The organism is Oligoflexia bacterium, from assembly GCA_035326705.1.
Lineage (GTDB): Bacteria > Bdellovibrionota_G > JALEGL01 > JALEGL01 > JALEGL01 > JALEGL01.
On sequence record DAOLES010000003.1, the window covers coordinates 24,885 to 48,960 of the forward strand.

21 protein-coding genes are annotated in these 24,076 nt (G+C 37.2%); 7 read left to right on the forward strand and 14 right to left on the reverse strand.

What is annotated here, in order from left to right; all coding sequences use genetic code 11:
* The first annotated feature begins 13 nt into the window (after positions 1-13).
* Together PKC21_05025 and PKC21_05030 are read left to right on the forward strand one after the other, a co-directional pair.
* A complete protein-coding gene (locus PKC21_05025; GenBank protein HMR24698.1) occupies positions 14-2,125 on the forward strand; it encodes a 3-hydroxyacyl-CoA dehydrogenase NAD-binding domain-containing protein in 2,112 nt (703 codons plus the stop codon).
* A gap of 49 nt (positions 2,126-2,174) precedes the next feature.
* Positions 2,175-3,302 (forward strand): DUF819 family protein, encoded by a 1,128-nt coding sequence (locus tag PKC21_05030; GenBank protein ID HMR24699.1) that lies wholly within the window; start codon positions 2,175-2,177, stop codon positions 3,300-3,302.
* A gap of 1 nt (position 3,303) precedes the next feature.
* Here PKC21_05030 and PKC21_05035 read toward each other — a convergent pair whose 3' ends face one another.
* Both PKC21_05035 and PKC21_05040 read right to left on the reverse strand, forming a co-directional pair.
* Positions 3,304-4,452, reverse strand: a complete 1,149-nt coding sequence (locus PKC21_05035; protein ID HMR24700.1) for a hypothetical protein — start codon at positions 4,450-4,452, stop codon at positions 3,304-3,306.
* A gap of 91 nt (positions 4,453-4,543) precedes the next feature.
* The gene (locus PKC21_05040) at positions 4,544-6,376 is read right to left on the reverse strand and encodes a bifunctional homocysteine S-methyltransferase/methylenetetrahydrofolate reductase (protein HMR24701.1); all 1,833 of its coding nucleotides are present in this window, start codon (positions 6,374-6,376) and stop codon (positions 4,544-4,546) included.
* Between the two features lie 43 nt (positions 6,377-6,419).
* Here PKC21_05040 and PKC21_05045 point away from each other — a divergent pair, with 43 nt between their 5' ends.
* Together PKC21_05045 and PKC21_05050 are read left to right on the forward strand one after the other, a co-directional pair.
* Positions 6,420-7,043 (forward strand): hypothetical protein, encoded by a 624-nt coding sequence (locus PKC21_05045; GenBank protein HMR24702.1) that lies wholly within the window; start codon positions 6,420-6,422, stop codon positions 7,041-7,043.
* Positions 7,044-7,137: 94 nt separating this feature from the next.
* Positions 7,138-8,502 (forward strand): DUF2330 domain-containing protein, encoded by a 1,365-nt coding sequence (locus PKC21_05050; protein HMR24703.1) that lies wholly within the window; start codon positions 7,138-7,140, stop codon positions 8,500-8,502.
* Positions 8,503-8,536: 34 nt separating this feature from the next.
* On the opposite strand, the gene PKC21_05055 is transcribed toward PKC21_05050, so the two are convergent.
* The 4 genes from PKC21_05055 to PKC21_05070 are packed head-to-tail and all read right to left on the reverse strand — an operon-like array spanning position 8,537 to position 13,880.
* Entirely contained in the window at positions 8,537-9,340 is an 804-nt protein-coding gene (locus tag PKC21_05055) for a prepilin-type N-terminal cleavage/methylation domain-containing protein (protein ID HMR24704.1), read from the reverse strand.
* 40 nt (positions 9,341-9,380) lie between these two features.
* Entirely contained in the window at positions 9,381-11,444 is a 2,064-nt protein-coding gene (locus tag PKC21_05060; protein HMR24705.1) for a serine/threonine-protein kinase, read from the reverse strand.
* A gap of 19 nt (positions 11,445-11,463) precedes the next feature.
* On the reverse strand, positions 11,464-12,240 hold the full coding sequence (locus PKC21_05065) for a helical backbone metal receptor (protein ID HMR24706.1): 777 nt from the start codon (positions 12,238-12,240) through the stop codon (positions 11,464-11,466).
* Positions 12,240-13,880: a sigma 54-interacting transcriptional regulator gene (locus PKC21_05070; protein HMR24707.1), complete on the reverse strand. Its 1,641-nt coding sequence runs from the start codon at positions 13,878-13,880 to the stop codon at positions 12,240-12,242. The genes PKC21_05065 and PKC21_05070 overlap by 1 nt, the downstream gene beginning before the upstream one ends.
* A gap of 332 nt (positions 13,881-14,212) precedes the next feature.
* On the opposite strand from PKC21_05070, the gene PKC21_05075 reads away from it, so the two are divergent.
* Positions 14,213-14,776, forward strand: a complete 564-nt coding sequence (locus PKC21_05075; protein HMR24708.1) for a DedA family protein — start codon at positions 14,213-14,215, stop codon at positions 14,774-14,776.
* A 2-nt stretch (positions 14,777-14,778) separates the two neighbouring features.
* On the opposite strand, the gene PKC21_05080 is transcribed toward PKC21_05075, so the two are convergent.
* The 7 genes from PKC21_05080 to PKC21_05110 all read right to left on the reverse strand — a co-directional run bounded on the left by PKC21_05080 (position 14,779) and on the right by PKC21_05110 (position 20,545).
* Positions 14,779-15,726: a lytic murein transglycosylase gene (locus PKC21_05080; protein ID HMR24709.1), complete on the reverse strand. Its 948-nt coding sequence runs from the start codon at positions 15,724-15,726 to the stop codon at positions 14,779-14,781.
* Entirely contained in the window at positions 15,719-16,096 is a 378-nt protein-coding gene (locus tag PKC21_05085) for a DUF309 domain-containing protein (protein HMR24710.1), read from the reverse strand. The genes PKC21_05080 and PKC21_05085 overlap by 8 nt, the downstream gene beginning before the upstream one ends.
* A 128-nt stretch (positions 16,097-16,224) precedes the next feature.
* On the reverse strand, positions 16,225-17,259 hold the full coding sequence (locus tag PKC21_05090) for a response regulator (protein HMR24711.1): 1,035 nt from the start codon (positions 17,257-17,259) through the stop codon (positions 16,225-16,227).
* Positions 17,260-17,423: 164 nt separating this feature from the next.
* Positions 17,424-18,359, reverse strand: coding sequence for a hypothetical protein (locus PKC21_05095; protein ID HMR24712.1), 936 nt, complete (start codon positions 18,357-18,359; stop codon positions 17,424-17,426).
* Positions 18,360-18,521: 162 nt separating this feature from the next.
* Positions 18,522-18,866 (reverse strand): PadR family transcriptional regulator, encoded by a 345-nt coding sequence (locus tag PKC21_05100; GenBank protein HMR24713.1) that lies wholly within the window; start codon positions 18,864-18,866, stop codon positions 18,522-18,524.
* Between the two features lie 86 nt (positions 18,867-18,952).
* Positions 18,953-19,603 (reverse strand): hypothetical protein, encoded by a 651-nt coding sequence (locus PKC21_05105; protein HMR24714.1) that lies wholly within the window; start codon positions 19,601-19,603, stop codon positions 18,953-18,955.
* Positions 19,604-19,630: 27 nt separating this feature from the next.
* Positions 19,631-20,545 (reverse strand): hypothetical protein, encoded by a 915-nt coding sequence (locus PKC21_05110; protein HMR24715.1) that lies wholly within the window; start codon positions 20,543-20,545, stop codon positions 19,631-19,633.
* Positions 20,546-20,669: 124 nt separating this feature from the next.
* Between PKC21_05110 and PKC21_05115 the strand changes: the two genes are divergently transcribed.
* Positions 20,670-21,278 (forward strand): thymidine kinase, encoded by a 609-nt coding sequence (locus PKC21_05115; GenBank protein HMR24716.1) that lies wholly within the window; start codon positions 20,670-20,672, stop codon positions 21,276-21,278.
* Between the two features lie 55 nt (positions 21,279-21,333).
* Here the strand turns inward: PKC21_05115 and PKC21_05120 are convergent, their stop codons facing one another.
* Positions 21,334-23,160 (reverse strand): hypothetical protein, encoded by a 1,827-nt coding sequence (locus PKC21_05120; protein HMR24717.1) that lies wholly within the window; start codon positions 23,158-23,160, stop codon positions 21,334-21,336.
* Positions 23,161-23,342: 182 nt separating this feature from the next.
* On the opposite strand from PKC21_05120, the gene PKC21_05125 reads away from it, so the two are divergent.
* Positions 23,343-24,044 (forward strand): succinate dehydrogenase cytochrome b subunit, encoded by a 702-nt coding sequence (locus tag PKC21_05125; GenBank protein ID HMR24718.1) that lies wholly within the window; start codon positions 23,343-23,345, stop codon positions 24,042-24,044.
* Positions 24,045-24,076: the final 32 nt, after the last annotated feature.

A 24,076-nucleotide genomic window follows, 5' to 3' on the forward strand; every position in this document is an offset into this window, starting at 1 on the left:
ATGAGGCAAACAGATGGTGCAGAAAAAAAACAAGGATATTGATCTCAGCATTAACAAAGCAAACATTGCTTTGATTGGCTTAGATACTCAAGACAAAAGTGTTAATATTATTACCGATGATTTTGTAAAACAGTTCAATGCAATTCTTGATCAAGTAGAACAACAAAAATCTTTAAAAGGGCTGGTTGTTTACAGTAAAAAACCCGGTCAGTTTATTGCTGGCGCAGATCTTACCCAAATTTTAGCAATTTCAGATACGCAAGTTGCCTTTGAAAAATCACGTCAGGGCCAAATGTTAATGCAACGGATAGAAGATCTTAGCATCCCTTCTGTTGCTGCTATTGATGGAACCTGTCTGGGAGGCGGGCTAGAGTTGGCTATGGCTTGCAGTTATAGAATTGCCAGTGATACCAGCAAAACTCAAATGGCTTTACCAGAAGTCCAAATTGGTATTTTACCCGGTTGGGGCGGCACCCAACGTTTGCCTAAACTCATTGGTTTAACCTCAGCCTTGGATGTTATTTTAACCGGCAAACGCATTGATGCAAAAAAAGCCTATCGTATGCAATTGGTGGACGATGTATTACCACAAACGCAACTTTTAGACTTTGCGCAACGATTGATTCTTGAAGGAAAACACATTCTTCCTAAAAAGAAAAAACCTTCTTTGACTGAAAAGGTGATGCTTGTTTTACAAAACAACGCTGCCTTTAGACAAAAAGTCATTTATCCTAAAGCCAAAAGCAGTATTTTAAAAAACACTCAAGGCTTTTACCCTGCCCCCTTGACTGCGCTAGAAGTGATAGAAAAAACTTACCAAAAAAGATCCAGTATCCCCTATGACATTGAGGCCCAAGGTTTAGCTAAACTATTAAGCTCTGATGTTTGTAAATATTTGGTTCAGTTATTTTTGGATATTGAAGCCAAGAAAAAAGTAGAGTTTACCAGTAAAGCCTCAACTATTAAAGAAGTTGCCGTCTTAGGTGCTGGTGTGATGGGCGGTGGCCTTGCCCAATTGTTTGCCCACAAAAATTATCACGTTCGTTTAAAAGACATTCAGTCCCATGCTTTAAGCAAAGCCATGAGCATTGCTAATAAATTATTTTCGCAATTGCAAAAGCGTAAAAAAATAAGTGAACAGGAAAAAATTCAAAAACTACTGAATATCTCTCCTAGTCTAGAATACGCTGGTTTAGCAAAAGCTGACTTTGTTTTGGAAGCCGTGGTTGAAAACATGGAGATTAAAAAATCTGTTTTTGATGACGTGGTAAAGGTTGCCCATAATGACGCTATTATTGCCAGCAATACCTCTGCGCTTTCCATCAATGAAATGAGTAAGAGTGTTAAAAAATCTGGTCAGTTTATTGGTATGCATTTTTTTAACCCTGTGCACAAAATGCCTTTGGTTGAAATTATTCCGGCCAGCAAAACCACACAAAAAACTTTGGCCACCACTTACAAGCTTGCTTTATCCTTGGGCAAAACACCGGTGATTGTTCAAGACAGTCCTGGTTTTTTGGTGAATCGTATTTTGGGTATTTATCTCAATGAAGCCTTACAAATGGCGCATGAAGGCATTAATATTGCCGTGATTGATAAAGCCATTGAAAAATTTGGTATGCCCATGGGGCCTTTTGAATTGTTAGATGAAGTAGGCATTGATGTGGGTTACAAAGTAGGAACTTTTTTAAAAAGCCAGTTTGATTATTTTCCAGCGGCTGCCAAAGAAATAGAAAAGATGATTGATAAGAATTTGCTGGGCAAAAAATCAGGTCAGGGCTTTTATTTGCACAAGCAAAAAAAGCAGCTCAACAAAAACATTCCTTTTGCACAAAACTTATCTAAATTATCCAGCCAAGTGATTCAACAACGCTTGATCTTTGTCATGCTTAATGAAGCTGCTCGTTGTCTTGAAGCAAAAATCGTTGAGACTGCCAGAGATATTGATATTGCCATGATTTTAGGCACAGGTTTCCCACCGTTTAGAGGTGGCTTGTGTGCTTATGCTAAAAGCATAGGCCTAGAGACTTTAAACAAAGAACTCAAAATCATGTCTTTAAAACACGGTCCACAGTTTGAACCCAACAGTCATTTAAAAGACCTGATTAAATCTGCTAGCGTTTAAATACATAGAATAATTTGTCGCTCTAGTTGAGTTTGTGTAGTGTAAAACAATGTTACAAACATTACACCACCCACTTTTGGTTTTTTTCTTTCTTTGTCTTTGTGGGTTTTTAGGCCTCTACTTAGAAAAGAAAAAGCATGGTGCAAAAGTATCCGCGGCCGTTTTAGCCATTGTTTTTGGTTTTGCATTGAGCAACATTGGTCTACTTCCTGAAACATCTGTCACCTACGACTTTATTTGGTCTTACATTTTGCCTTTATCCATTCCATTTTTTTTATTCAGAGCCAATCTTTTTAGAATTTATAAAAGTCTAGGTTCTATGATGATAGCGTTTAGTCTGGGTGCCTTAGGCACTATTTTAGGAACTCTGCTTGCATCAAACTTACTTGCTTTGGATGGTCTTGGACCAAAAATAGCCGCAGTTTTTAGTGCCTCATATATTGGTGGTTCTGTTAATTTTGTTAGTGCCGCAAAAGTCGTTAATTTAACAGATGCCAATATACTCAGCGCCGGTACCGCAGCCGATAATTTATTGATGGCTTTGTATTTTTTAATTTTGTTTTACTTGGCCAACAATACTTGGTTCATGCAAACATTCATGTCTAAAAAAAACTGCGTTACCAAAGAAACTAAAAATTCTTTAGCCAGTAACCCTCTGTATCTCAAAGCAGATGTTATTCTCCCAGCTTTTGTTCTTGCCAGTTTATTTTGTGCCCTAGGTTTACTGATGGCTTCTTTGATTGAGCAAGATTCAAGTTTCATTTTATGGACCACTTTATTTTGTGTTTTAGCCGCAAGTTTTTTTCCAAAACAAATTCAAGCTTATCAAGAAACCGATCAAATAGGATTGGCCATGATGCAAGTTTTCTTTGCACTGATTGGTGCTTCTGCCAAACTGAGCAGTGTACTTGAACATGGCATGCAACTCTTGTTGTTTATTGCCATTATTATAATTGTTCACATGTTATGCATCATCATTGGAGGAAAGCTGTTTAAGCTGGATCCAAAAGTTGTTTTACTGGCATCCAATGCCAATACAGGTGGACCCACTACTGCTGTGGCTATGGCCGGCGCTTTAAAATGGGAGAACTACAAAACAGCTGCTGTTTTGGCTGGCACCTTGGGCTATGCTATTGCTACGTTTATCGGTGCCAGTATTTTTAAAATTCTACAATAAATTAATCTTCATCAACAATGATCAAGAAAACTTCACCGTAACGTTGTGCTCTGTCCCAAAGGTAAGCTGTGCTTGTGTCATCCACCTGCATATGTTCTGGTTTAAAAACATTGAGTTCAACAAGTTTGTCCAAAAGTTTTTGGGTTGTTTGTATGTCTCCAGTGTTAATACAACCCGCAGTTGGCCTAAAGGTTAAACCCGTTTGAGGAGTAATGATACATTTTTCAATATCAAACGGACCATTGGCATGGATTCTTAAATCTTGTCTACCTAATGCATGTGCCAAGGGCCATTCATTAAACCAATAATCTTGATAAGCCTCTTGTGGTAACATTGCATCCATTAAAAACTTATTGTCTTGATAACCTGTATGTCCATTGAGGGCTGGATACCTGGCATCTAAATCAATTCTACGCATGCCACCAAATAACTCTCTATTTTTCCAATCAATGCTGGCATAAATTCTATAAATACCTTGCGGGGTATCGCCATTTTTTTGTAATCGCAAACTTTCATCAAAACCAAACTCTTTCCAGTTGGAACGGGCTAAAACATCTAAGCTAAAAATTTGTTGCTCTTCATCCATCACCCACTGACCTTGATGCTTAATGGCCAACTGACATACATCTTCACGATTTTTTGGACACACCACATAAATCAAGGTTAACTTTTCATTTTCAGAATAATCAAGAATATCGTTGACCTTAACTGTTCTTGTATACGTTTGCTCTTCTAAGTGTTGCAAACTTTCTTCTTGGATTAAACCAAAACGTCTGCGTCCATCTAGGTCAAAATGAACCACCGGAAACACGCTTTGCTCACCTAAGCTGATTTCATCTTCTTTATTGATTTGCGTAATGGTCAATGTCATATTTTCTGATTCATTGAACAAAACACACTCGCCTACTTTAAAAGCATGCTTGGCAAACAAAGCATCATAAGGTTTGACTTGCCAGTGACCAGAAAGGCTTATTGCTCCTGACTTTAATTCATCTGCAAGCATTGCTGACGCACCTTGTGAACCTGTATCATTGGACCAAAGTATATAAGGTGTGCTTTCAGCTTCAGTTGTATAACAATACTTTTTAACATTCCCTGCAAAAGACCAACTGCTGAGCATCATTAAGCTCGCTAACAATATTTTTTTCATCTTCATCCACTTTCTTCTTTATATTTACAATATTTATATGCATATCCCTGCGGATGTTTTTTTGATTAGCAAGACAAACGCTGAGCGTCAATTATTTCTTTTTTGCATGTTCCACCAGTTCAGCGGCCAGGTGGTATTTTTTCATGGGTGGGATGATATAAAAATTATTGAAACCTTTGTTTTTGGCCTGATCAATGATTTCTTTGGCAATGTTAAGGCCTTCTTGCTGAGCAGCTTGGCGCTTTAGTCCAGCTAACCTTTGTCTGATTTCTTTTGGTATTTTCATTCCTGGAACTTCATTGTGCAAAAATTCTGCATTTTTTTGACCCAACAAAGGCATGATGCCTAAACAGACCGGCAATTGCATGGCTTGTTTTTGTTGCGTCATGAACTCTAATTTTTCTAAATCAAAGATGGGTTGGGTTTCAATGTAATGCGCGCCTGCCTTAATTTTTTTTGCCAGTTTATCCATGGCTGTTTTTATACCCAACTCACCTTTAATATTGGGATTAAAGGCAACTCCAATGCTTAAAGGATGTGATTGTTGCATTTGCTGATTCATGCTATCAATCAACTCAATTAAACCTACGGACTGTACATCATAAACGGATGTTGCTCCTGGATGCCCCCCTAAAGAAGCGGGGTCACCCGTCACAGCCAAAATAGAATCGACTTTGGCCATCATTGCCCCTAAAATGTTTGACCTTAAGGCAATTAAATTTTTATCTCTGCAGGTTAAGTGCAGAATAAGCGGAATATCAACATGCTGTTTAACAATATCTGCAAAAATAACATGGTCTGGTCTTACTATGGACAAAGGGTTATCTGGAATATTCAAGGCATCACAGCCGGCTTGGCAAAGCATTTGAATATGTTCTATGGTCCTGGATAAATTGAGATCTTTGGGTGGTTCAACTTCAACTGTTACAAACATGGCTGGGTCATTGATTTTTTTTAAGATCAAATTTTCAGTGGTGTCTCTGCTTGTTTGCACGGCACCCAACTGATTTTTTTTAATTGTTCTTATGGGCACTTTTGTTTTGGGATGATCAGACAATGCGCTGCTTAAAGCTTTGATATGTTCTGGACTGGTTCCACAGCAGCCTCCTAAAATTTGTGCGCCAAAGTCAATGCAATCAATAAGTTTTTGCGCAAAGTATTTTGGTGTAGCGCCATAAACATAGCGGCCATCAATGTGTTGCGCATAACCAGCATTGGGAAAAACCGAAATGGGCATGGCACAATTTAAGGCTTGCATTTCTACCACGGAAGAAACCAAGTGGGGCCCAATTTTACAATTGCTCCCCACAGCCTCAACATTATGGGCATAAGCAAGTTGTAAAAACTTTTCTACTGAAACACCTTCATCCGTGACCCCATGATCTCCAAAAGCCATTTGCATTAAAATGGGTAAGCCCACTGTTTTTGCTTGTTTTACAGCAACTTCAATATCAGATAGCCTGGTAAAGGTTTCAAGAACAAACAAGTCAACCCCAGCATTGGCCAGCGATTCAAAAACTTCTTGGTACATGGCTTGTACATCTGTTTCTGTATACAGATCAAGATCCCTTCTGCGCTGAGTGAGCGGTCCAACTGAACCTGCAATCCAAACATTCTTGTGGCCTCTGGCTTTTTTTGCCAGTTCTACAGACGCGTTGCATAATTGTTTTACTTTGTTTTCTAGCTTGTAAGGTTTTAGTTTATGATAATTGATACCAAAACTATTGGTTTCTACCAGTTGACTTCCAACAGATATATAAGACGCATGGGCTTGTTCAACTTTTTCTGGCGCAGATAAATTTAAAGCTTCCACACAGGTGTTTGGATCTACATATGGGGAAAGCAAGGTTCCCATGGCGCCATCTGCAATAATAATGTTTCCATGTTGAATATAATCTAAAAAACTGTCTTTTTGTTTCATCATCTGAATCTTTACAATACATCAACTTAGTGGTAACTCAAGAAGAATGCTGTGCGTTATTAGAAAATTCACGTCTATTTTATTTTCTTTGTGCTTAAGCTTAACTTTAATCTCATCCTGTGCTGACAATGATAACTTTGCCAGCCAACCTCGAGCCACTTACCAAAGTTCAGGTAACAATCAAGCGTATTTCCAAGGCAAAAGTGCCATATCTCAAAGTCAACAGCAACTGATGCAAACCTACAGAGAGCTTGAAAGCAGCGTATGGTTAGCGGTGGGTCAAAAAAATTCTATTTTAGAACACAATTATATTCGCTTTGCGACCGATGAAACTTACAAAAAAAGCTATTTCTCAATGGTGGTGGATGAACCGACCAAAGCTTACCGACGTCAGCGTTTTTTGGGTTCTATTTCTCCCATTAATGACAATGATGGTTTTTTTAATGCTTTTTTTTATAGACCTGTTGCTTGCACGCAGAGCCCCATAAAAATTTCTCCTCCACAAAGAAACTGGCAAGAAAACAGCATTCGCAGCATCAATGTTAACATCAATCAAGACTGTGTGGGTATGCTTTTCCCACATATTCATGGTGCGCAATACATTCACAAGCCCCTAATTTTTTTAAATAAAAGTGACCTCATTCATCAAGACCTGCTCCCTAACAGCTAATTTTTATTGATCTAAAAAAAGTGCATTTTTTGGCATTACTGCCTAGACGCGGTATATTGTACGCCTTGTTAACCCCTTGTTAAGGATTCTTTATATGAAAAATGTTTTACTTGTTATACTCTTTATCAGTAGCAATTTGTATGCTTTTTGTGGCTTTTATGTGGCCAAGGCTGATGCCAAACTGTTTAATGAAGCCTCTAAAGTGGTGATGGTTCGTCATGACAATAAAACTGTTATCAGCATGATGAATGATTATCAAGGTGATCTTAAAGACTTTGCTGTTGTAATCCCAGTTCCTTCTGTGCTTAAAAAAGATCAAATTCACATAGGTGACAAAGCCACCATTGAACATTTAGATAGTTTCACAGCTCCACGCTTGGTTGAGTATTTTGATCGTAACCCCTGTCAACAAGTGTATACACGGACCATGGAAATGAGTGCCGGTCCTATGGCTCAGTCTGGTATGGCTGATAAAAAAGCTTCTGCAAAAAGCTTAGGGGTGACAGTAGAGGCTGAATACACCGTTGGTGAATATGACATTGTGATTTTATCTGCCAAGGAATCCAAAGGTTTAGAAACTTGGCTGTTGCAAAATGGCTACAAAATACCTGATCAAGCCCAAGCCGCACTAAAGCCTTACATTAAGTCTGGTATGAAGTTTTTTGTGGCCAAAGTGAACATTAAAGAACAAAACAAAACGGGTTTAAGTTATCTTAACCCATTGCAAGTTGCCTTTGAAAGCAATAAATTTATGCTACCAATACGCCTAGGAACAATCAATGCCAAAGGTGATCAAGATATTATTATATATATTTTAAGCAAAGAGGGCCGGGTTGAGTCCAGCAATTATCAAACAGTTAAATTCCCCAGTAATATTGAGTTGCCTGAATATGTACAAAATGATTTTGCAAAATTTTATAAAGATACTTTCTCTGCGCAAGTCAAAAAAGAAGGTGGGCAAAGTATTTTTACCGAATACTTTTGGGACATGGGCTGGTGTGACCCGTGCGCAGCTGATCCTTTAAGTAAAGAAGAATTAAAGTCTTTGGGCGTGTTTTGGTTGGATGATACAGAAAACTACCCTATTCAACCCAACCCTGGAACCATGATGCCCAGAAGAATGCCTCCACAGCAAAGTCAACCGGTAAAAGTAACGCGTTTGCATGCTCGTTACAATAACAAAACTTTTCCACAAGATATTGTTTTTAAAGAAACCAGTGACCAACAAAATTTTCAATCACGGTTTATTATTTACCGTCCTTGGAAAGGCAAAGCCAGTGAATGTTCCGCTGCAGCTAGTTACCTTGATCAACTGGAAAAACGAAAAGAACAATGGGCGCAAAACCTTGCCAATCTTACGCGTTGGGATATCAATGATATTCGCAAGAATGTAGACATTAAACCCAAAGAAGATAAGTCAGAAAAAAAGAAAAGCTGGTGGCAAAAAATTTGGGGATAATGACTCTTCCAAAAAATACATTAAAAATAGCTCTTTATTCGCCTAAGTTTTCTTGAATAATGCCTTCACTGCTCTGTAATTCACCGGTATTTTGATCAATGTATAAAATTCTTGAAATGTATGTTGCTCTAGGTGAGTGCAGTGAGAACCGAGCAACATTGTTAGCACAGACTCTATCATTATCATCAGTCATATCTAAATCACCGTCCAAGTCTGCTAAAACAGATACAATAGATGTCTGGAAAATAGCACTGCCAAAGCTATTGTTTTTTCTGTACACCGCAGCATATCCTTCTGCGGTTAAAATATTAACAAGCTCTTGATGCGTTCTTATTGAGGGAATAAAGTAAGACTTGGTAAGAAACTTGTAATTACCTCCCACTACTTGTAGATCAAAACCCATGCTATCAAATATTTTAGGAGTAAACTCTTGTATTGCTCCACAACGCTTTGATTGCACATCTTGTTGATAACACACAGGATCATTGATCTTTATTCTGATTTCATTGTTCTTACTTGGTTTTGGAGCATAGCTACGGTGGGTTATACCATTCTGTACATAACCAACAGATGTTAAGGGTGTTAAACCTAATGGATAACGTTTTTCTCCAAAATATGTATCGCCATCAATCTTGATCATCAAAGGTTTATGATGAGTAGCATAAATACCCTGTACAGCTTTTTGCAACATGAGATAACCTTCAGATAAACGAGCTTTTTTGACATAGTTTAAATACGCAGGAGTCGCAATAGCGATAAGACTTGCGCCAATAACAAATGTGACCATCAATTCAATTAAGGTAAAGGCTCTTAATTTATTTTGATTCAATGTTTTCATAATTTGATTTACATCAAACGTTTCTTAAAATGTATATTTACTATTCACAACTACCCGTGCGTTCTTTTAAATCATAGATACACTTGATATCTGTTCCTTTGGGAAAAGTCACCGTTACGGTCATGGGTTTGATATCAAATTGTTTGTTTTCAAAACGTATTTTATGCCGTCCAGGCTTAACTTTTAAACCCACAAACGGCGATACCCCAACTTTTTTATCATCTAAATAAACTTCTGCCCAAGGTGTTGTGGCAACACTTAAATTTATTCTAGCTACGGCTTGTCTTACTGGAGCTTTACCTCCCAATTTTGGTAAAGGATTGACTTTGGGTGGAGTTACTCTGTACTGATTACTATCATCACGACTTAAAATAATTGATTTTTCAATAACCTCAAGTTCTGCCATATTGACATAGGTTTGAGCCGTTTTATACCCGTCTTTTTCAATTGTTATTTTACTATCTTTTCCAATAGCCACTTTAACTTCTAAAGGTGTTGTACCCTCAATTTTTTCTCCATCCAAATAAACAGTAGCACCTTTTGGATCCGTTGATACGATGACTGTTCCACGCGTTCCAACAGAACTGCCTTCCTCTAAAGTAACATTCAGTGACTGGGTGTCTTCTGTTGGATTGAGAACTTTAATTAAATTTTTGTAGCCCTGCTTTTTAAATAAAATAGTTACTTCTTTTTTCTCCAAAAGGGTTATTTTGGTTGGAGTTTTATCTGGCCAGCGAATATTATCAATATATATTTCTGCACCTTCTGGACTTGAGAAAACAGGCATTTCAACACTAGAAATGTTTTTGTTTTTATTTTTTTTCATCATAAAACCAGCCACAATAATTCCAGTAAAAACAAAAATCATAACTGGCAACATCAGTTTTTTTATCCATAAATAAGTTGAAGAGTACCCCAATTCTTTAGCCTTGGTGTATGTCCCCGAATGTATACTGCTAGAAGAAGCTCCTGTAATAACACTGCTTTCTAGCTGATCAACATTCATAGCACCTGAAGAAAGAGCTTCACCATCAAAGTTAGGATTGGCAACTAAGACTTTGGGCTCTGTTAATGTTTTTTCAATATTTTTTGATGCCGTCATCTGTCTTGAAATGGTTTCTTCAATATTTTCATATTGCTGCATAAATGCTCTGGTCTCTTCAATAGAATGGGCAAAATAGTTATGAACATACTTTTGTAAGTCATTGTGAGTGACTCGCATAAAGTTTTTTGCCGCTGAGTACTTGGTTAAAAATTCATTTAATGCATCACAAAACTCTTCTCCACTCTGGTAGCGCTCATTAGGATCTCTTTGTAAAGCCCTATAGACTATATTTTCTAAACTGGCAGGCAAGCCTGGCCTTAACTCACTGATGGGAGGAATATGTCCTTCTCTAACCATCTTTAATGCTTTTGGAACTGAGTCTGCTTTAAATAGGCGTCTTCCTGTTAAGAGTTCATACATGATGACTCCTAAAGAAAACAAGTCACTGCGGCCATCAATTTCCATACCGGCTCTGGTTTGTTCAGGAGACATGTAACCTGTTTTACCGCGGATAATACCCACTTGTGTATGGTGATTTTGATTGGCTGCTTTAGATATACCAAAGTCAGTAATTTTTACGTCACCCGTATAAGAAATAAGAATATTGGCTGGACTGATGTCTCTATGTACAATGCTCATGGCATTGCCATCATTATCTAGTTTTCTATGCGCATAGCCCAAGCCTTGTGCTATTTCACGCACAATAAATAAAGCAATAGGAACCGGTAACAACTCATTTTTAGCTCTTACTTTTTTAAATAATTTTTGTAAGGTTGGGCCTTCAACATATTCCATGGCAATGTAATAGGTTTCATCCACTTTACCAAACTCAATAATAGAAACAATATTGGGATGGTTCATATAAACCATAACCTTTGCTTCATCCAATAACAAAGCAACAAACTCTTCATCTCTGGCAAACTGCGGTAAAATTCGTTTAATGGCAATAGAGTACATTTTCCGATCAGCACTTTTGGCAAAACCTTTATAGATCTCAGCCATGCCGCCAGAAGCAATCATATCCACTAACATGTATTTCCCAAATTTTACTGGTTGCATTGCCTCTTAAATCCTAAGTTCAGTTTAAAACTCTTTTCATTTCTTCTATTGCTTCTATTGATCTTGGTCCTGGCCAGGTAAAATTTTCTCCATTTAAAATAGAGACTGGCATATCTATTCCCTGTTCATTAAAGTAAACTTTTAATTCTTGTCTATGTGTATCGTTAAAGCAAAAGGGTTCGGTTAGCAAAAAAATATGGTCAACCGAGTTTTTTTTAATTTCTGAAAGCTCTATATGGGGGTATCTTTCAACATGTCCAAAAGCATTACTACAATAACTTTCAATTAAGCTAGATATATATGTTTTACCGGCTGCAACCATCCAAGGTTTTTTCCAGATAAAACAGGCAATTTTGTTTTTATCTTTTTTTTGTAAAACAGTAAAATACTGCCTAACATTTTTGATATCTTGATCAGTTTTATTTTTGTTCTCAACTATTTTAGCAAGATCTTCTAAGTAATACAGCATTGATTTTATATCTTCTGGATAGGTTATCCATACCGGACAATGTCTTTTTAAATGCTCAATATCTTGTTGTCTATTCTCTTCTTTATTGGCAATAATTAAATCAGGAGAAAGTTGAATTATTTTTTCTATATCAGGATTTTTTGTTCCTTTAACATGCGGAATATCTTTCACTTTTTCTTTGGGATAAATACAAAACTGCGTTCTAGCAACTGGAGACTTACCCCACTCTATAAGTGTTTCAGTTACACTGGGTACCAAAGACACTATTTTTTTGGGTATCTCTAACAAAAGTAGGGTTTCTCCATTGTATTGCTGTAATTCAACCATTAAAACTTACGTCTATCTAAATTGTACTTTGATATTTTTTTATTTAAACCTTGCCTGGTAATTCCACATAATTTTGCAACCTGGGTTTTATTCCATTTATGCTTACGTAAATACTTTAACAACAAGTTACGTTCAAAGTCATCAACCAGCTTTTTAATAAACCCTTCTTCATTTTCATTGCTGACCAACATACTTTCTGGATGACTTTCATAAAAAAACTTTTTAGATAAATCTTTGGTTTTAATCATACTGTTGCTAGCGTTTAAAGCAACTAGACGTTCAATTTCATTGCGCATTTCTCTAACATTTCCTGGCCAGTAGTATTCTTCTAAAACTTTTAAGGCTTCACTTGATAAAGTGATTTCACTTTTTTGGGTTTTTTTCTGAAACTCTTGTAAAAAATGATTGACCAAAATGGGGATATCTTTTTGTCTATCCCTTAAAGGTGGCAATGACAGCTCTACTACAGCTAAACGATAATATAAATCTTCTCTAAACTTTCCCAACTCTATCATTTGTCTCAGATCTCTATGAGTAGCAGAAACCACTTTTACATCTACTTTACGCATTTCAGTATCCCCTACACGCATAAATGTACCTTCTTGAATCAGACGTAAAATCTTTACTTGCAAAGACAAACTCATTTCTCCAACTTCATCCAAAAAGATGGTTCCTTTATCTGCCACTTCAAACAAACCTTTTTTATCTGCTGTGGCTCCAGTGAAGGCCCCTTTTTTATAGCCAAAAAGCTCTGCTTCCAAAATAGTCTCAGTAAGCGCAGCACAGTTAATGGTTACAAACGGTTTGCCTTTTCGGGTAGAGTTTTTATGAATCAAATTGGCAATCAACTCTTTACCTGTTCCTGACTCACCATAAATAATCACAGAACTATCTGAAGAACCTATAAGCTGTATTTGCCTAATAATTTCTAAAATCATAGGATTACGCGTGATCAAACCACTATGATTGTATTGACCCGAGTCTTCTGTGGACTCATTACTTTTAACTGACTCTTCCAAAAATGAGCCAATCTCTTCACTCAACATGGTTAAAACATTACTGACCACGGCAACTTTTTCACTGGTAAAAAACGGTAAAGTTTTGACCAGTGTTTTAAACTCTTTTTGGTCTAATTTAAGATGGGATAATTGCTCATAAATTTTTGCATTGGTTAAATCATTGGGTTTACCCGGAACAATCCCTTCACACCTTAAAACACCCACAACTTCATCTTTGATACGTACAGCACAGGCCATTTGAAGAAATGCCAATGAGTCTTCTCTTACAATGGTGTCTTCTGCAAGCAAAGCCTCAGACAAAGTTTCAATACAATCATCTTTATAATTGCTCCATACATTGGCATCAGATTTTATTTTTTCCAGCAGCTTTGACTTTTCATCCAAGACAAATGTAACTTCAGCTTCAAACATCATCTTTTTTGTGCCGTAACCAAGGTATTTTTTCCTAGCATCTTTCCTGCGGTTGGCAGGAACCAAATACAAAGATTTAATTTCTAAGTTTTCTAGGGCATTGACCAACTTACGTGTAACCCGTAAATTTTCTACCCTTTGCCAATTTAAGCTCATATTCTCTAAGTTTTTTTGCTGGTCTACTGCATCATATTTAGCGTTTTCAGACATGTGAGGAACCTTTTCTATAGAAGTATTTGAATTCATATCATTTTATGGTAGCGTAACTTTTATTACATAGCAATAAAAAAGTTTACATTTTAAAAAAACATTAACAAGCTTAAACGTAAAGTAAACTTTCCAAAGAGGCTGCCTATACCATAGCTTTTTAGACTTACTTTCTTTGCCTCTGGCCTTTGCCTTCTCACAACAAAACCATAAAAACATTGCGCATTACTTAAAAAAAGCATTAGAGTGCTCAGAAAATTATGTTTGAAACGTCCCTAGATCTCATGGCGAACACAAACACTTATCTATGGCTTTGTATTATATATTTAGGTCTCATGGTGAGCGGTGTTGGCATCCCCATCCCTGAAGAAATACCTCTTTTATTTCTGTCTGTTCTTTACTATCAAGAACGCCTTTCTAGCCCCCTATGGATAGCCCTTGCGATTATAGCTATTTCGGTTGCAGACTTTGGCCTGTACAGCATTGGCAAATATTTAGGTTTTAAAATCTTTAAACATCCTTTTTTAAAACGCAACTTCAATGAAAACACCATGCATAAAGTGAGTCATTATATTCATCGCTATGGCTATAAAGTTATTATTCTAGGCAGACTGCTTTTGGGCGTGAGATCAGCTATTTTTTTAAGCTCTGGCATTTTAAGAATGCCCAGAAATAAATTTATTATGTATGACCTTATTGCTTCATTGATCAGCGTTAGCATTTTTATGCTACTTTCAACCTTATTGTTAAAAAGATTTGATGGTGAACTTGATCAAGTGCAACAGTTTATCCAACAATACCAAAGTTCACTCACTCTGGTAGCTTTAACATGCATTGGCTGTATAATTTTGCTTGCACTATTTTTTAGGTTTTTTAAAAAAAACCGTTCTTCTAGCTAAAATTAATGTTCTGGCTTAGCAGATAGACTTTTCCACCAGGGATTGAGCTTCTCATGAATGCTCATAATCACATCTCCATACCATGACACTTTGTTGTACTTTAATAATGCCTTGCGTGGATCATGATGCCAATGGTGTTTGGACAGCTTCTTAGCGGTAAATTCAATGGAGTCTGGCCAGCTCCAAAAATCAAAATTTTTTGATTTTACATATTGCATTGCCGTTGCTGGCATAAATTGACTGTAGCCAATTGCGCCCGCCCAAGACCCTTTTATCTGATAAACAAACTGCTGGTTCCATGACAGCTGATTGGCTAAAAACAATAAAGCCGCCAACTCATCCAACCACTGCTGACCAATCTTTTCTGCTCTTTCTTCCCAAGCATTGCGTTCTTGCCATTTTTTAACTGGAGAATAGGCTTTAGACAATTGCATGGTTTGATCAATAACAGTTTTTCTATACTTCTCATCAACCAAAGCCGCCAAAGTCAACAGACTCCCCAAAGCTGGATAATACTGAATATAAGACGCATTGTAGGCTGTTTCTATATATAATACGCCAGCAATGCCGGTTGCATCCACCTTATGTTTTTTTTCACTGGCCAAGAATGCTGCTTGATGTTTTTGTAGAAAGTCTTTGATTCTTTTTTGTGAAACATCATTCACATACGATTTTAAAATATCCCCTTTAGGTGCTCCCATGATGTGGTTCATCAACTTAAATTTTAAAGCCACTTTCTGAAAAGCAACTTGACTTGAAGTCAACGCATCAATCTGAGCATCTTGAATATGTCCCTTATACGGGCGTTTTTTTTGTTTTTTCTTAAGCTCAAGCTGCACGGTTTTAACGGCATTCTGCCAGAGCGTTTGATCAACATCATGATACTCGGTTTTAGCCAGGCTTAATGGTAAATATCCAGCCCAGATTGTAAACAGTATCAGTTTACGCATTATTAATGTTTTGCAAAGTTTGTATTTTGGGCACAAGTCTAATCAATTCCATTGGATTCATTTCTGTTAGATCAGGCCGTTGGTAAAGCTCATCTAAAGCATCTCTGAGCTTTTTTAAGGCAATATCATTATGCTCATCACCATATTTTATGATCATATCTCTTGCTCTGGAATAAATTTTTGCGGCTCCTCTGGGGTTATCTTGGGTAAGGTGATACAGAGAAACGGCAATTTGAATTAAGCCGCCATAAAAATCTTTGTCTTTTGATTGATCTTTTAGCCACAACTCATCTAATGTTGTTTGCGCAGACATAAATTTACTTTGATTAAAGTATTCAATAAACAACAAATACCGATCTTGATAAACCACGTACAATCATTATGCCTTAAAACTCATTATATTCAAAAAAAAAAGTATTGTATTTTAAGCACACATGGCTAACTCAAAGCTTAAGCTATTGCTTTAGGCACCATAAAAGCAAACAATTCAAACAAAACTTAAGCGGCAATACTTTGAATCACTTCTTCTAAAGACTTTTCATCAATCAGTTTTTCTTCTTTAAGTACATCAAATAGCGCATCAACAACACTGCCTTTGAATTGCGTGCCTTTATTTTTTGCAATTTCAGCCACAATATCTTTAATGGCCCAGGGTTCTTTGTAAGGACGCTTTGCACTGAGCGCCTCAAAAAAATCTGCTAAGGCTACAATAGAGGTTAATAAATCAATTTCATCTTCCACCAAACCTCTTGGATACCCCTTGCCATCTGGACGCTCATGGTGATCCCGTGCCATTGGTGCAAGGTCTTTGAGCTGAGGAATACTTTCTAATATATCACCGCCACGACCCGGGTGGGTTTGAATAATTTTTCTTTCTAAAGCACTGATGCGACCAGGTTTTTTTAAAATATCATCCGGGATACTAATCTTACCAATATCATGAACCATTGCACCTTCTTGCAAACGCATTAATTCAGTTTTGCTTAATTCCATTTTTTTACCAATTTTCACAGACCATTCACATACGCGCTTTGAATGTCTATGTGTATGACCATCTTTATCATCAATGAGCATGGCCAATAACTCAAAGGTTCCTTCTCTATAGTCAACCTTGGTTTTTTCCAAAACATATTTTTCTAAGCCTCTCACCAATTTTTGGCTCATTTCAAATGAACCAAAGTCCACAGGCTTTTCAATAAAATCCCAAAATGTATTGTCTTTAACTGCCTCTATGGCCAACTGCTTGGTGGCATTACCTGTGATCATCATACAAATCATTAATGAATTTTTTTCTTTGGCTTGCCTTGCCAACTCCAAACCACTTAATCTTGGCATAACTTGGTCAACGATCAAAATAGCCACTTTGGGCTCGTTTTGAACATAATTCAAGGCCTCAACAGGATCTGCAAAGGTTTTGATAACAAAATCCATCTCTAGATGCATTTCAAAACTGGTTAAATTATCCGGCTCATCGTCTACATAGACGACTATATTATCCGTAAATTTTGATGCCGTTAAATGAGCGTCTTTCATGATTCTGGACCTCCATGTACCTAATGCACATTCTATACCCATTATACATAATTTTTACATTTAACGTAACTTTTATTAAAAATAATAAATTTAATAAATTAATAAAATCAATAACTTAAAAATATTAAATTATTTTTTTACAAAAAAATATGTTTTTGTAAACTTTATTTGCTAATAACACCGTTCTTTACCCTTACTTTTATTTGCACTGCATCCGAACTAGATGAAGAAACAAAGTCATCCATTTTTCCATGATTGACCTGCAAATCATAGTGATACTTCACACCATGCTCTGGATCAATCTCACATTTACCATTATGCAAGGCTAAATCTGCATCTTGCTTTGGCTCTATCAATTCTATTTTGCCATTTTTTCCCTCAACTTTTAATTTTAAGTCTTGTGGCATGCGTATGCTACACTTGGCTTTGTCTAAGTTTTTAAAGTCAATCAACAAAATATCTCCTTGCTCTTGGACAACATCTCCAATATCATTGCCTCTGAGCTTACATTTCCATGCCAACTGAGACTGATCATGGTTACTCAACTCCATCATCCCATTGTTAAACTTAATGTGTAACTGTTTAAATTTTTGACCATCAACTTCTTTGGCATCTTTTACCCACCGATAATCATCATCTGAACTTAAGTTGAATTTAAAATCTACGTCTTCACCATCAAAGGAAAACGTATCTTCATCCACATTAATTTTTAACATCCCTCCTAACAATTCTACTTTTTCTCTACCATCAACTTCATCAACTTTTATTAAGGGCGTAAACTTCCACACCAAAACAAGAACAAACATAAGTACCATTGCTACGGTTCCTAAAAAACCAATGGTCAACCACTTGACCGCTTGTCGCTTTGCTGGCGTTGCGGGCTTTAAACCTCTCTCTGTTAAATACCGGGTTGCGACGGCCTCAGGCTCACCAAATGATTGTAGAATAGAGGACATGCTTTTTTCAGGATTTTTCTCCTGTGTATCTAAAACATGGCTTTTTATTTCAGAAATAATTTCTGCCTTTTCACTGACCGATATTGGACCCAAAGCTTTATCCAACTGGGTTAAATAAACTTCTAATTTTGGATTGATTGACATAGCTTTCTACCCTCTTTTTTTTGTTAATTGTTACTGCTTATTCCTAAAGGGGGAAACTCTCCCCCCTTCTTTGACCAAGACGCGGTCTTGGTCAAATTCAACCCACCCGGGTCAGAGTCGCTACAGTGAGCTCTCTTCCACTCCACTTTAGCTCTCTCTACATTATTCATGATCTTTGCTTAACTGCTCAAATACCTTGGCCATCCTGCCAAACTCCTCTTGCATCATCTGCAAAAACGCTTCACCCTCTGCGGTTAAAGCATAAAACTTTCTTGGGTGACCTTTGTTGCCTTCTGTTTGCCAATGGGTCTTAAGTATACCTTCACTGCTCATTCTATTGAGTAAAGGGTACAAGGTTCCTTCTTTGACATTTAAATCCAAGGTATGCAGCTTTTCAATCAAGTCAAATCCATACAGGCTCTTATGGGTTTGTATGACCAACAAGATACACATCTCCAAGTAACCTTTTCTAACTTGCGTTTTCCAATTGTCTATACCACTTGGCATAAAAATATACCTAGCATTACAAAGTATATGGTGTCAAAAGGTTTTTTGTATTTTTTTGATTTTTTTATTGTTAGAAAATTACAAGACTATGGCTTTAAGTAAAGTGCAACAAAAAAAGGGTCTTGTGTAGCCGCAACACCAAAGTAATGGGTGATTTCCAAAGGCAAAAAGTTTACATCTATCTCTTTGCTTTTATCATACTTATCAAGGTAATTTTTAAAGTTTTCTAATGTTTCATCATATACCTGCTTAGGCCGTTGCATATTAATAAAACTATTGTCTTCTCTCACTAAACTGACTTGTGCATAATAAACACCCGATTGAACGGCACTGTAGAATTGATATGCATTTCTTCCATTTTCATCTTCCAACCATTGGCCTATTTTTTTTGCTCTTCTGATGAGACACGTGGATGCACCCAGCTTAACCAAGCTCAACATATGTGACATATCCATCAACACACTGACTCGGCTAAAGCCAAGAGCATTCAAATCATCTTCTGCTAAAAAGTTTTCAGGCTCATCTTCTAACCAAAAGTACAGGTTAACGTCTGCTACCGGAATAGATTTACTTGCAGATATGGGTTTAAACGCATCTGGATCTGGTCTTAAATTTAAACAAATATTGCCTTGATCAAGAGGAAAGTAAAACATACACGGCAAGCCTTGGGCTAAGACCTGTGTTACTAAACCAACTAAAACCAAAAAAACAATTTTAAGCCCATTCAATTTTAACATTATGCTTTACTCCTTTGCAGTCTGATTCTAAGCGTCTTCTTTGACTTGGTAGGTAAACAATTTGCTATCTATACACTGATCATTTTTATACAGAAAAACACCGTATACCCAATGGCCAGGCATAATCATCTGCAAGGTAGCCTGCATTTGTGAAACATTATCCTCCGCACGCTTAATATAAAAATCCAAAATTTTATGCTCCATCTCTGGCATAAAAGCCAACCATACAATCTTGTATTCTTCTGAAAACTGATCATTGGCTTCAAGGTCAATTTTATAGACTTGCTCAGACAGCAAGCTGTTAGTTTTAATGGCTTCTGGCCAATTGATGCTTAGCTCAATACCTTCTTGAGAAAACTTAATGTTATCCGGCAAGCCTTGCTCAACCGTTTTATACCCTTCACTGTCTTTACTGACATTAATATTAACTTCACCTGCAAGTTCTATGGCTTCATCATCAGAGATGAATATTGTTATTTTTGCATCTCCGGTCTGATCAAAAATAAAACGACTAGCATATGTTTTAGAAGCGTCTTCAGGCTTAGAAAATAAAAATGTTTGTTCCACCCCTGCAATAGCTACTTTTGCATTGATTGCATTATCCAGTGTAACTTCATCCCCTCTATCTAAGCTTTTAAATTGAAGTGAAACTGGATAAACTTGACCAAGATACACTGTTGAAGGAAGTTCCATTGTTGCACATAGGTTTAAATCTGGATTGGTGAATACACATACAGGTTGTTCTTGTGCTTGATCTTTTATGAGACTTGTATCCTCAGAGTTAGCTTGGGTAACACCGGTAGACTGGGTAAAGGTTTTGTAAGACTGTACTGGAGATAGCTTTATTTCTTTTTTGGGCGCTTGCGTGTTGCACGATGCATTGAACAGAAGCACTAACAGGCTAAAAGATAAAAACAAAATTTTGCTATTGTTTTTCATCATGCCTGCCCCATTTTCATAGTTTTTAACTCTAGTCAACCGACTAAATGCCGCGCAGTATAATTTTTTTATAAACATATTAAACTAAGTCTTGTGCAGAACAGGCTTATATCTTATAAGAATTTTTATGCTTAATTACCAAACGGGATGGATAGAAGTTATTTGTGGCAGCATGTTCTCTGGCAAAACAGAGGAACTGATCAGACGTATACGCAGGGCCAACATTGCCCGACAAAGAGTTATATTATTCAAACCTGAAATTGATAATCGTTATGCAGAAAGTTTGGTGATCAGTCACAGTCAACAAAAAATAGAAGCCATCGTAGCTCGCAACACACAAGATATCATTGAAAAATCACGCGGCTATGAGGTTGTAGGCATTGATGAAGCACAGTTTTTTGGCTTGTCTTTGGTGGAGACCTGTCAGACCTTAGCCGATGAAGGAAAACGCGTGATTGTGTCTGGTCTTGATCAAGACTATAAAGGCAAACCTTTTGAACCCATTCCTCAGCTTTTAGCCATTGCTGAATACATCACCAAGAACCTTGCCATTTGTATGCGCTGTGGCAATCCTGCCAACCGCAATCAACGTTTAAGCAATCATAAACAAAGGGTTATGCTAGGTGGCCATGACAGCTATGAAGCACGCTGCCGGCGCTGTCACAGTGTAAGTCCAAACTCAAAAACCAATACGCCTGAAGCGCAAACTGAGAAACACGATACCTTAAAAGCATAAAAAAAATAAAGTGGCTCTTGGCCACTTTATGATTCAACACAAGTATGAAAATTTATTAAGCCTCTGGCTTGTTATAGGCACAGTAAAGCTTTAGTTTCATTGAACAGCCAGGAAGCGAAGAAAAATTAGCCTCACTGTTATAATCTTCCATTGCTTCAAAAGAAAGTCTTACATAACTGTCTAACGCAAAACCTAAACTAACTTCAGCATCTTCCTCAGATGACGTCCAAGAATCGCACGTTGCATCTTCTAAAATTTCACCTGCAGTGTTACTGCCGGTAAACACTAAATTGTGATATATCTCACGCTCAACTTCTTCAAGAATATCATCGTAATCATCATCTTCTTCAGAAAGATGTTTATTTTGCAAAGCTACATATGCTCCTTGTTCTGTTACTGTCACAGGGGCAAAAAGTCCGGTTTGTGGATCAAAAAAGTTTTTCAACTCATCCACCAACTTCACACCATTAGGCAAGTGATATGCACCCGCAGCATAAGCCGCAGCCGCAAATCTATCTTTAGCATTCTTATCTTCATCATCTTCTTGGCCAGATAAAACAGCAATGTAATGCATGTGGTTTTTCTTAAAGCTGGCTCTTGCAGAGCTAGATAACTTATTGGTGGTATCTTCTGCCGCTTTTTTTACCAAATTAGAACAAATGGCATCCGCTGCTTTTAAGCCTGAAACGCTGGCATCTAAACCTTGTTCGGACAAAGACTGTTCCATGTTTGCACCAACATTAATTGAGCTTACAAACATATAATTATCTCCAGCATAGCTTTGGCCATCTTCTCCTGCACTCCAAACGAGTGAATCGCTTTCAACAGCTGAGGCAGACTGAAGACATATGATTCTTGCTTTCTCTTCACAATTTGCAGTTTCAAATGCACCAAACACAAACAGAGGAACTTTACTTCTTAAGATTGATCCAGTAACGCTATATTCATTCGGCGTATTCCATATTTCATCATCCCCACACATGTCGTCTTCAAGATCAGGATAAGAAGAATTAAAACCCGTGAATGCAATAAAGCTTTCTTGCGTTCCTTCTTCACCATCAAAAACATAAGGAACCAATTGACCATTGGCCATCACATCAATAGGCAAAGAAAATGAAGAATGTACTTCAGAATTAACCATACCAATGTTGGCTTGACCAGCTCCATCCGCCCTAACATAGTCAGTCATGGCATTAAGAAATTGATAGTCATCCGCATGCTCTTCTTTTAATTTAGGGTGTAAAAACAGGGCGGTATACTTACCCAACAAACCATGTTTATCAGCTTCAGCTTGGCACAGTACATTTGGGACTTCATAGCCTTGTAAGGTGGATGGAGGTGACATTAAATTTCTCAAATTGCCGTCTGCTACAGCTTCACTGACAAAAACCATACGTGAGCCACTGGGGATGATTTCTTGACTTCCTTGTTCTAGGATGGCCGTATCGCTTTCTAAATTGGTGATTGTCAGGGTATATTTCATAGACAATAGGCGCTTGCTTAATGTTAACTCTAATTTTTTAGGTGCACTGACTTTAACAGCAATAACCTTAAGATCTTTTACACCTGGATTATCATTTTTTTCTGCTTGAATTTTATACGCCGCAAAGTTAGCTGCTTGTTCCTGCGTGAGCTCATGACTCAATTCAATTTCTATAGTTCTATAACCCGTGGCTTTTGCACTGACCAAGGTCATTGCTTCTTTTGGTGCAGCGACGACTTTATTGATTTTGGGAATAATAGCCTTACCCCCACCTTCTTTTTTAGGGGCCGGCTTGGTATTTGCACATTGCGCCATAAACAAACAACACATTAGCATCACAGTATAATGCTTTAAACTACTGAATATTAACTGTTTTCCAAAAGATTTTGAGCTATTCATTTTCACTGTATCACCTCATTAAACTAAAAATATTCAGATTCCATAACAAAATAGTTTTAATAATGCAAGGCATTATTTGTCATTTTGCATCATAAATATCAAAAAAAGATCGCATGCCTTATAAATTATTAGCATAACCAAGATTCACTTTTCTTTTTTAATAACTTAGGTAATAAGAGGGCATGATGAAGAACCTAGGATTATTACATTGTCGCTTATGGAAATTTTATCAATCATCTGTTGGTAAAAAATGGGTGGTTGCTATTACGGGTATTGTTATGGTGCTTTGGCTGGTGGGGCATATGCTGGGTAACCTACAAATTTTTGCAGGCCCAGGTTCAAGCCCTGAAGAAACCATGATTAATCAATATGCTGCACTGCTAAAGCAAAACATTGTTCTTTTATGGCTTGTTCGTATAGTAATGTTAAAAATGGTTATTCTTCACATTATAACAACCATTGCTTTAACCAAACAAAACAAAGCGGCTCGTCCTGTGGGCTACTTAAAAAATACTCCAACCAAAGCCAGCTTTGCTTCACGAACCATGATTTATGGCGGTGTTTTTTTACTCTTCTATATTATATACCACCTTGGACACTTTACCTTGGGTATGGTGCACAGCAGCCTTTTGGACCACCATGATTTGTATGGCAGCATGATTAGAAGTTTTCAACAACCTTTAATTGTAGCTCTATACTTGGCAGCAGTTTTCTTTTTAGGTTTGCATTTACACCACGGCATTCAAAGTACGGTTAAGACTTTGGGTTTAAGTCATCCTTTTTATTTAAATTTTGCTAAAGCGGGCGGCATTCTTCTTGCCTTCATTGTATCTATCGGCTTTGCCTCTATTCCCATTGCCGTTATTTTAGGCTGTATTTCATGAACGATTTATTTTTAGTTAAAGGAGCATAAACA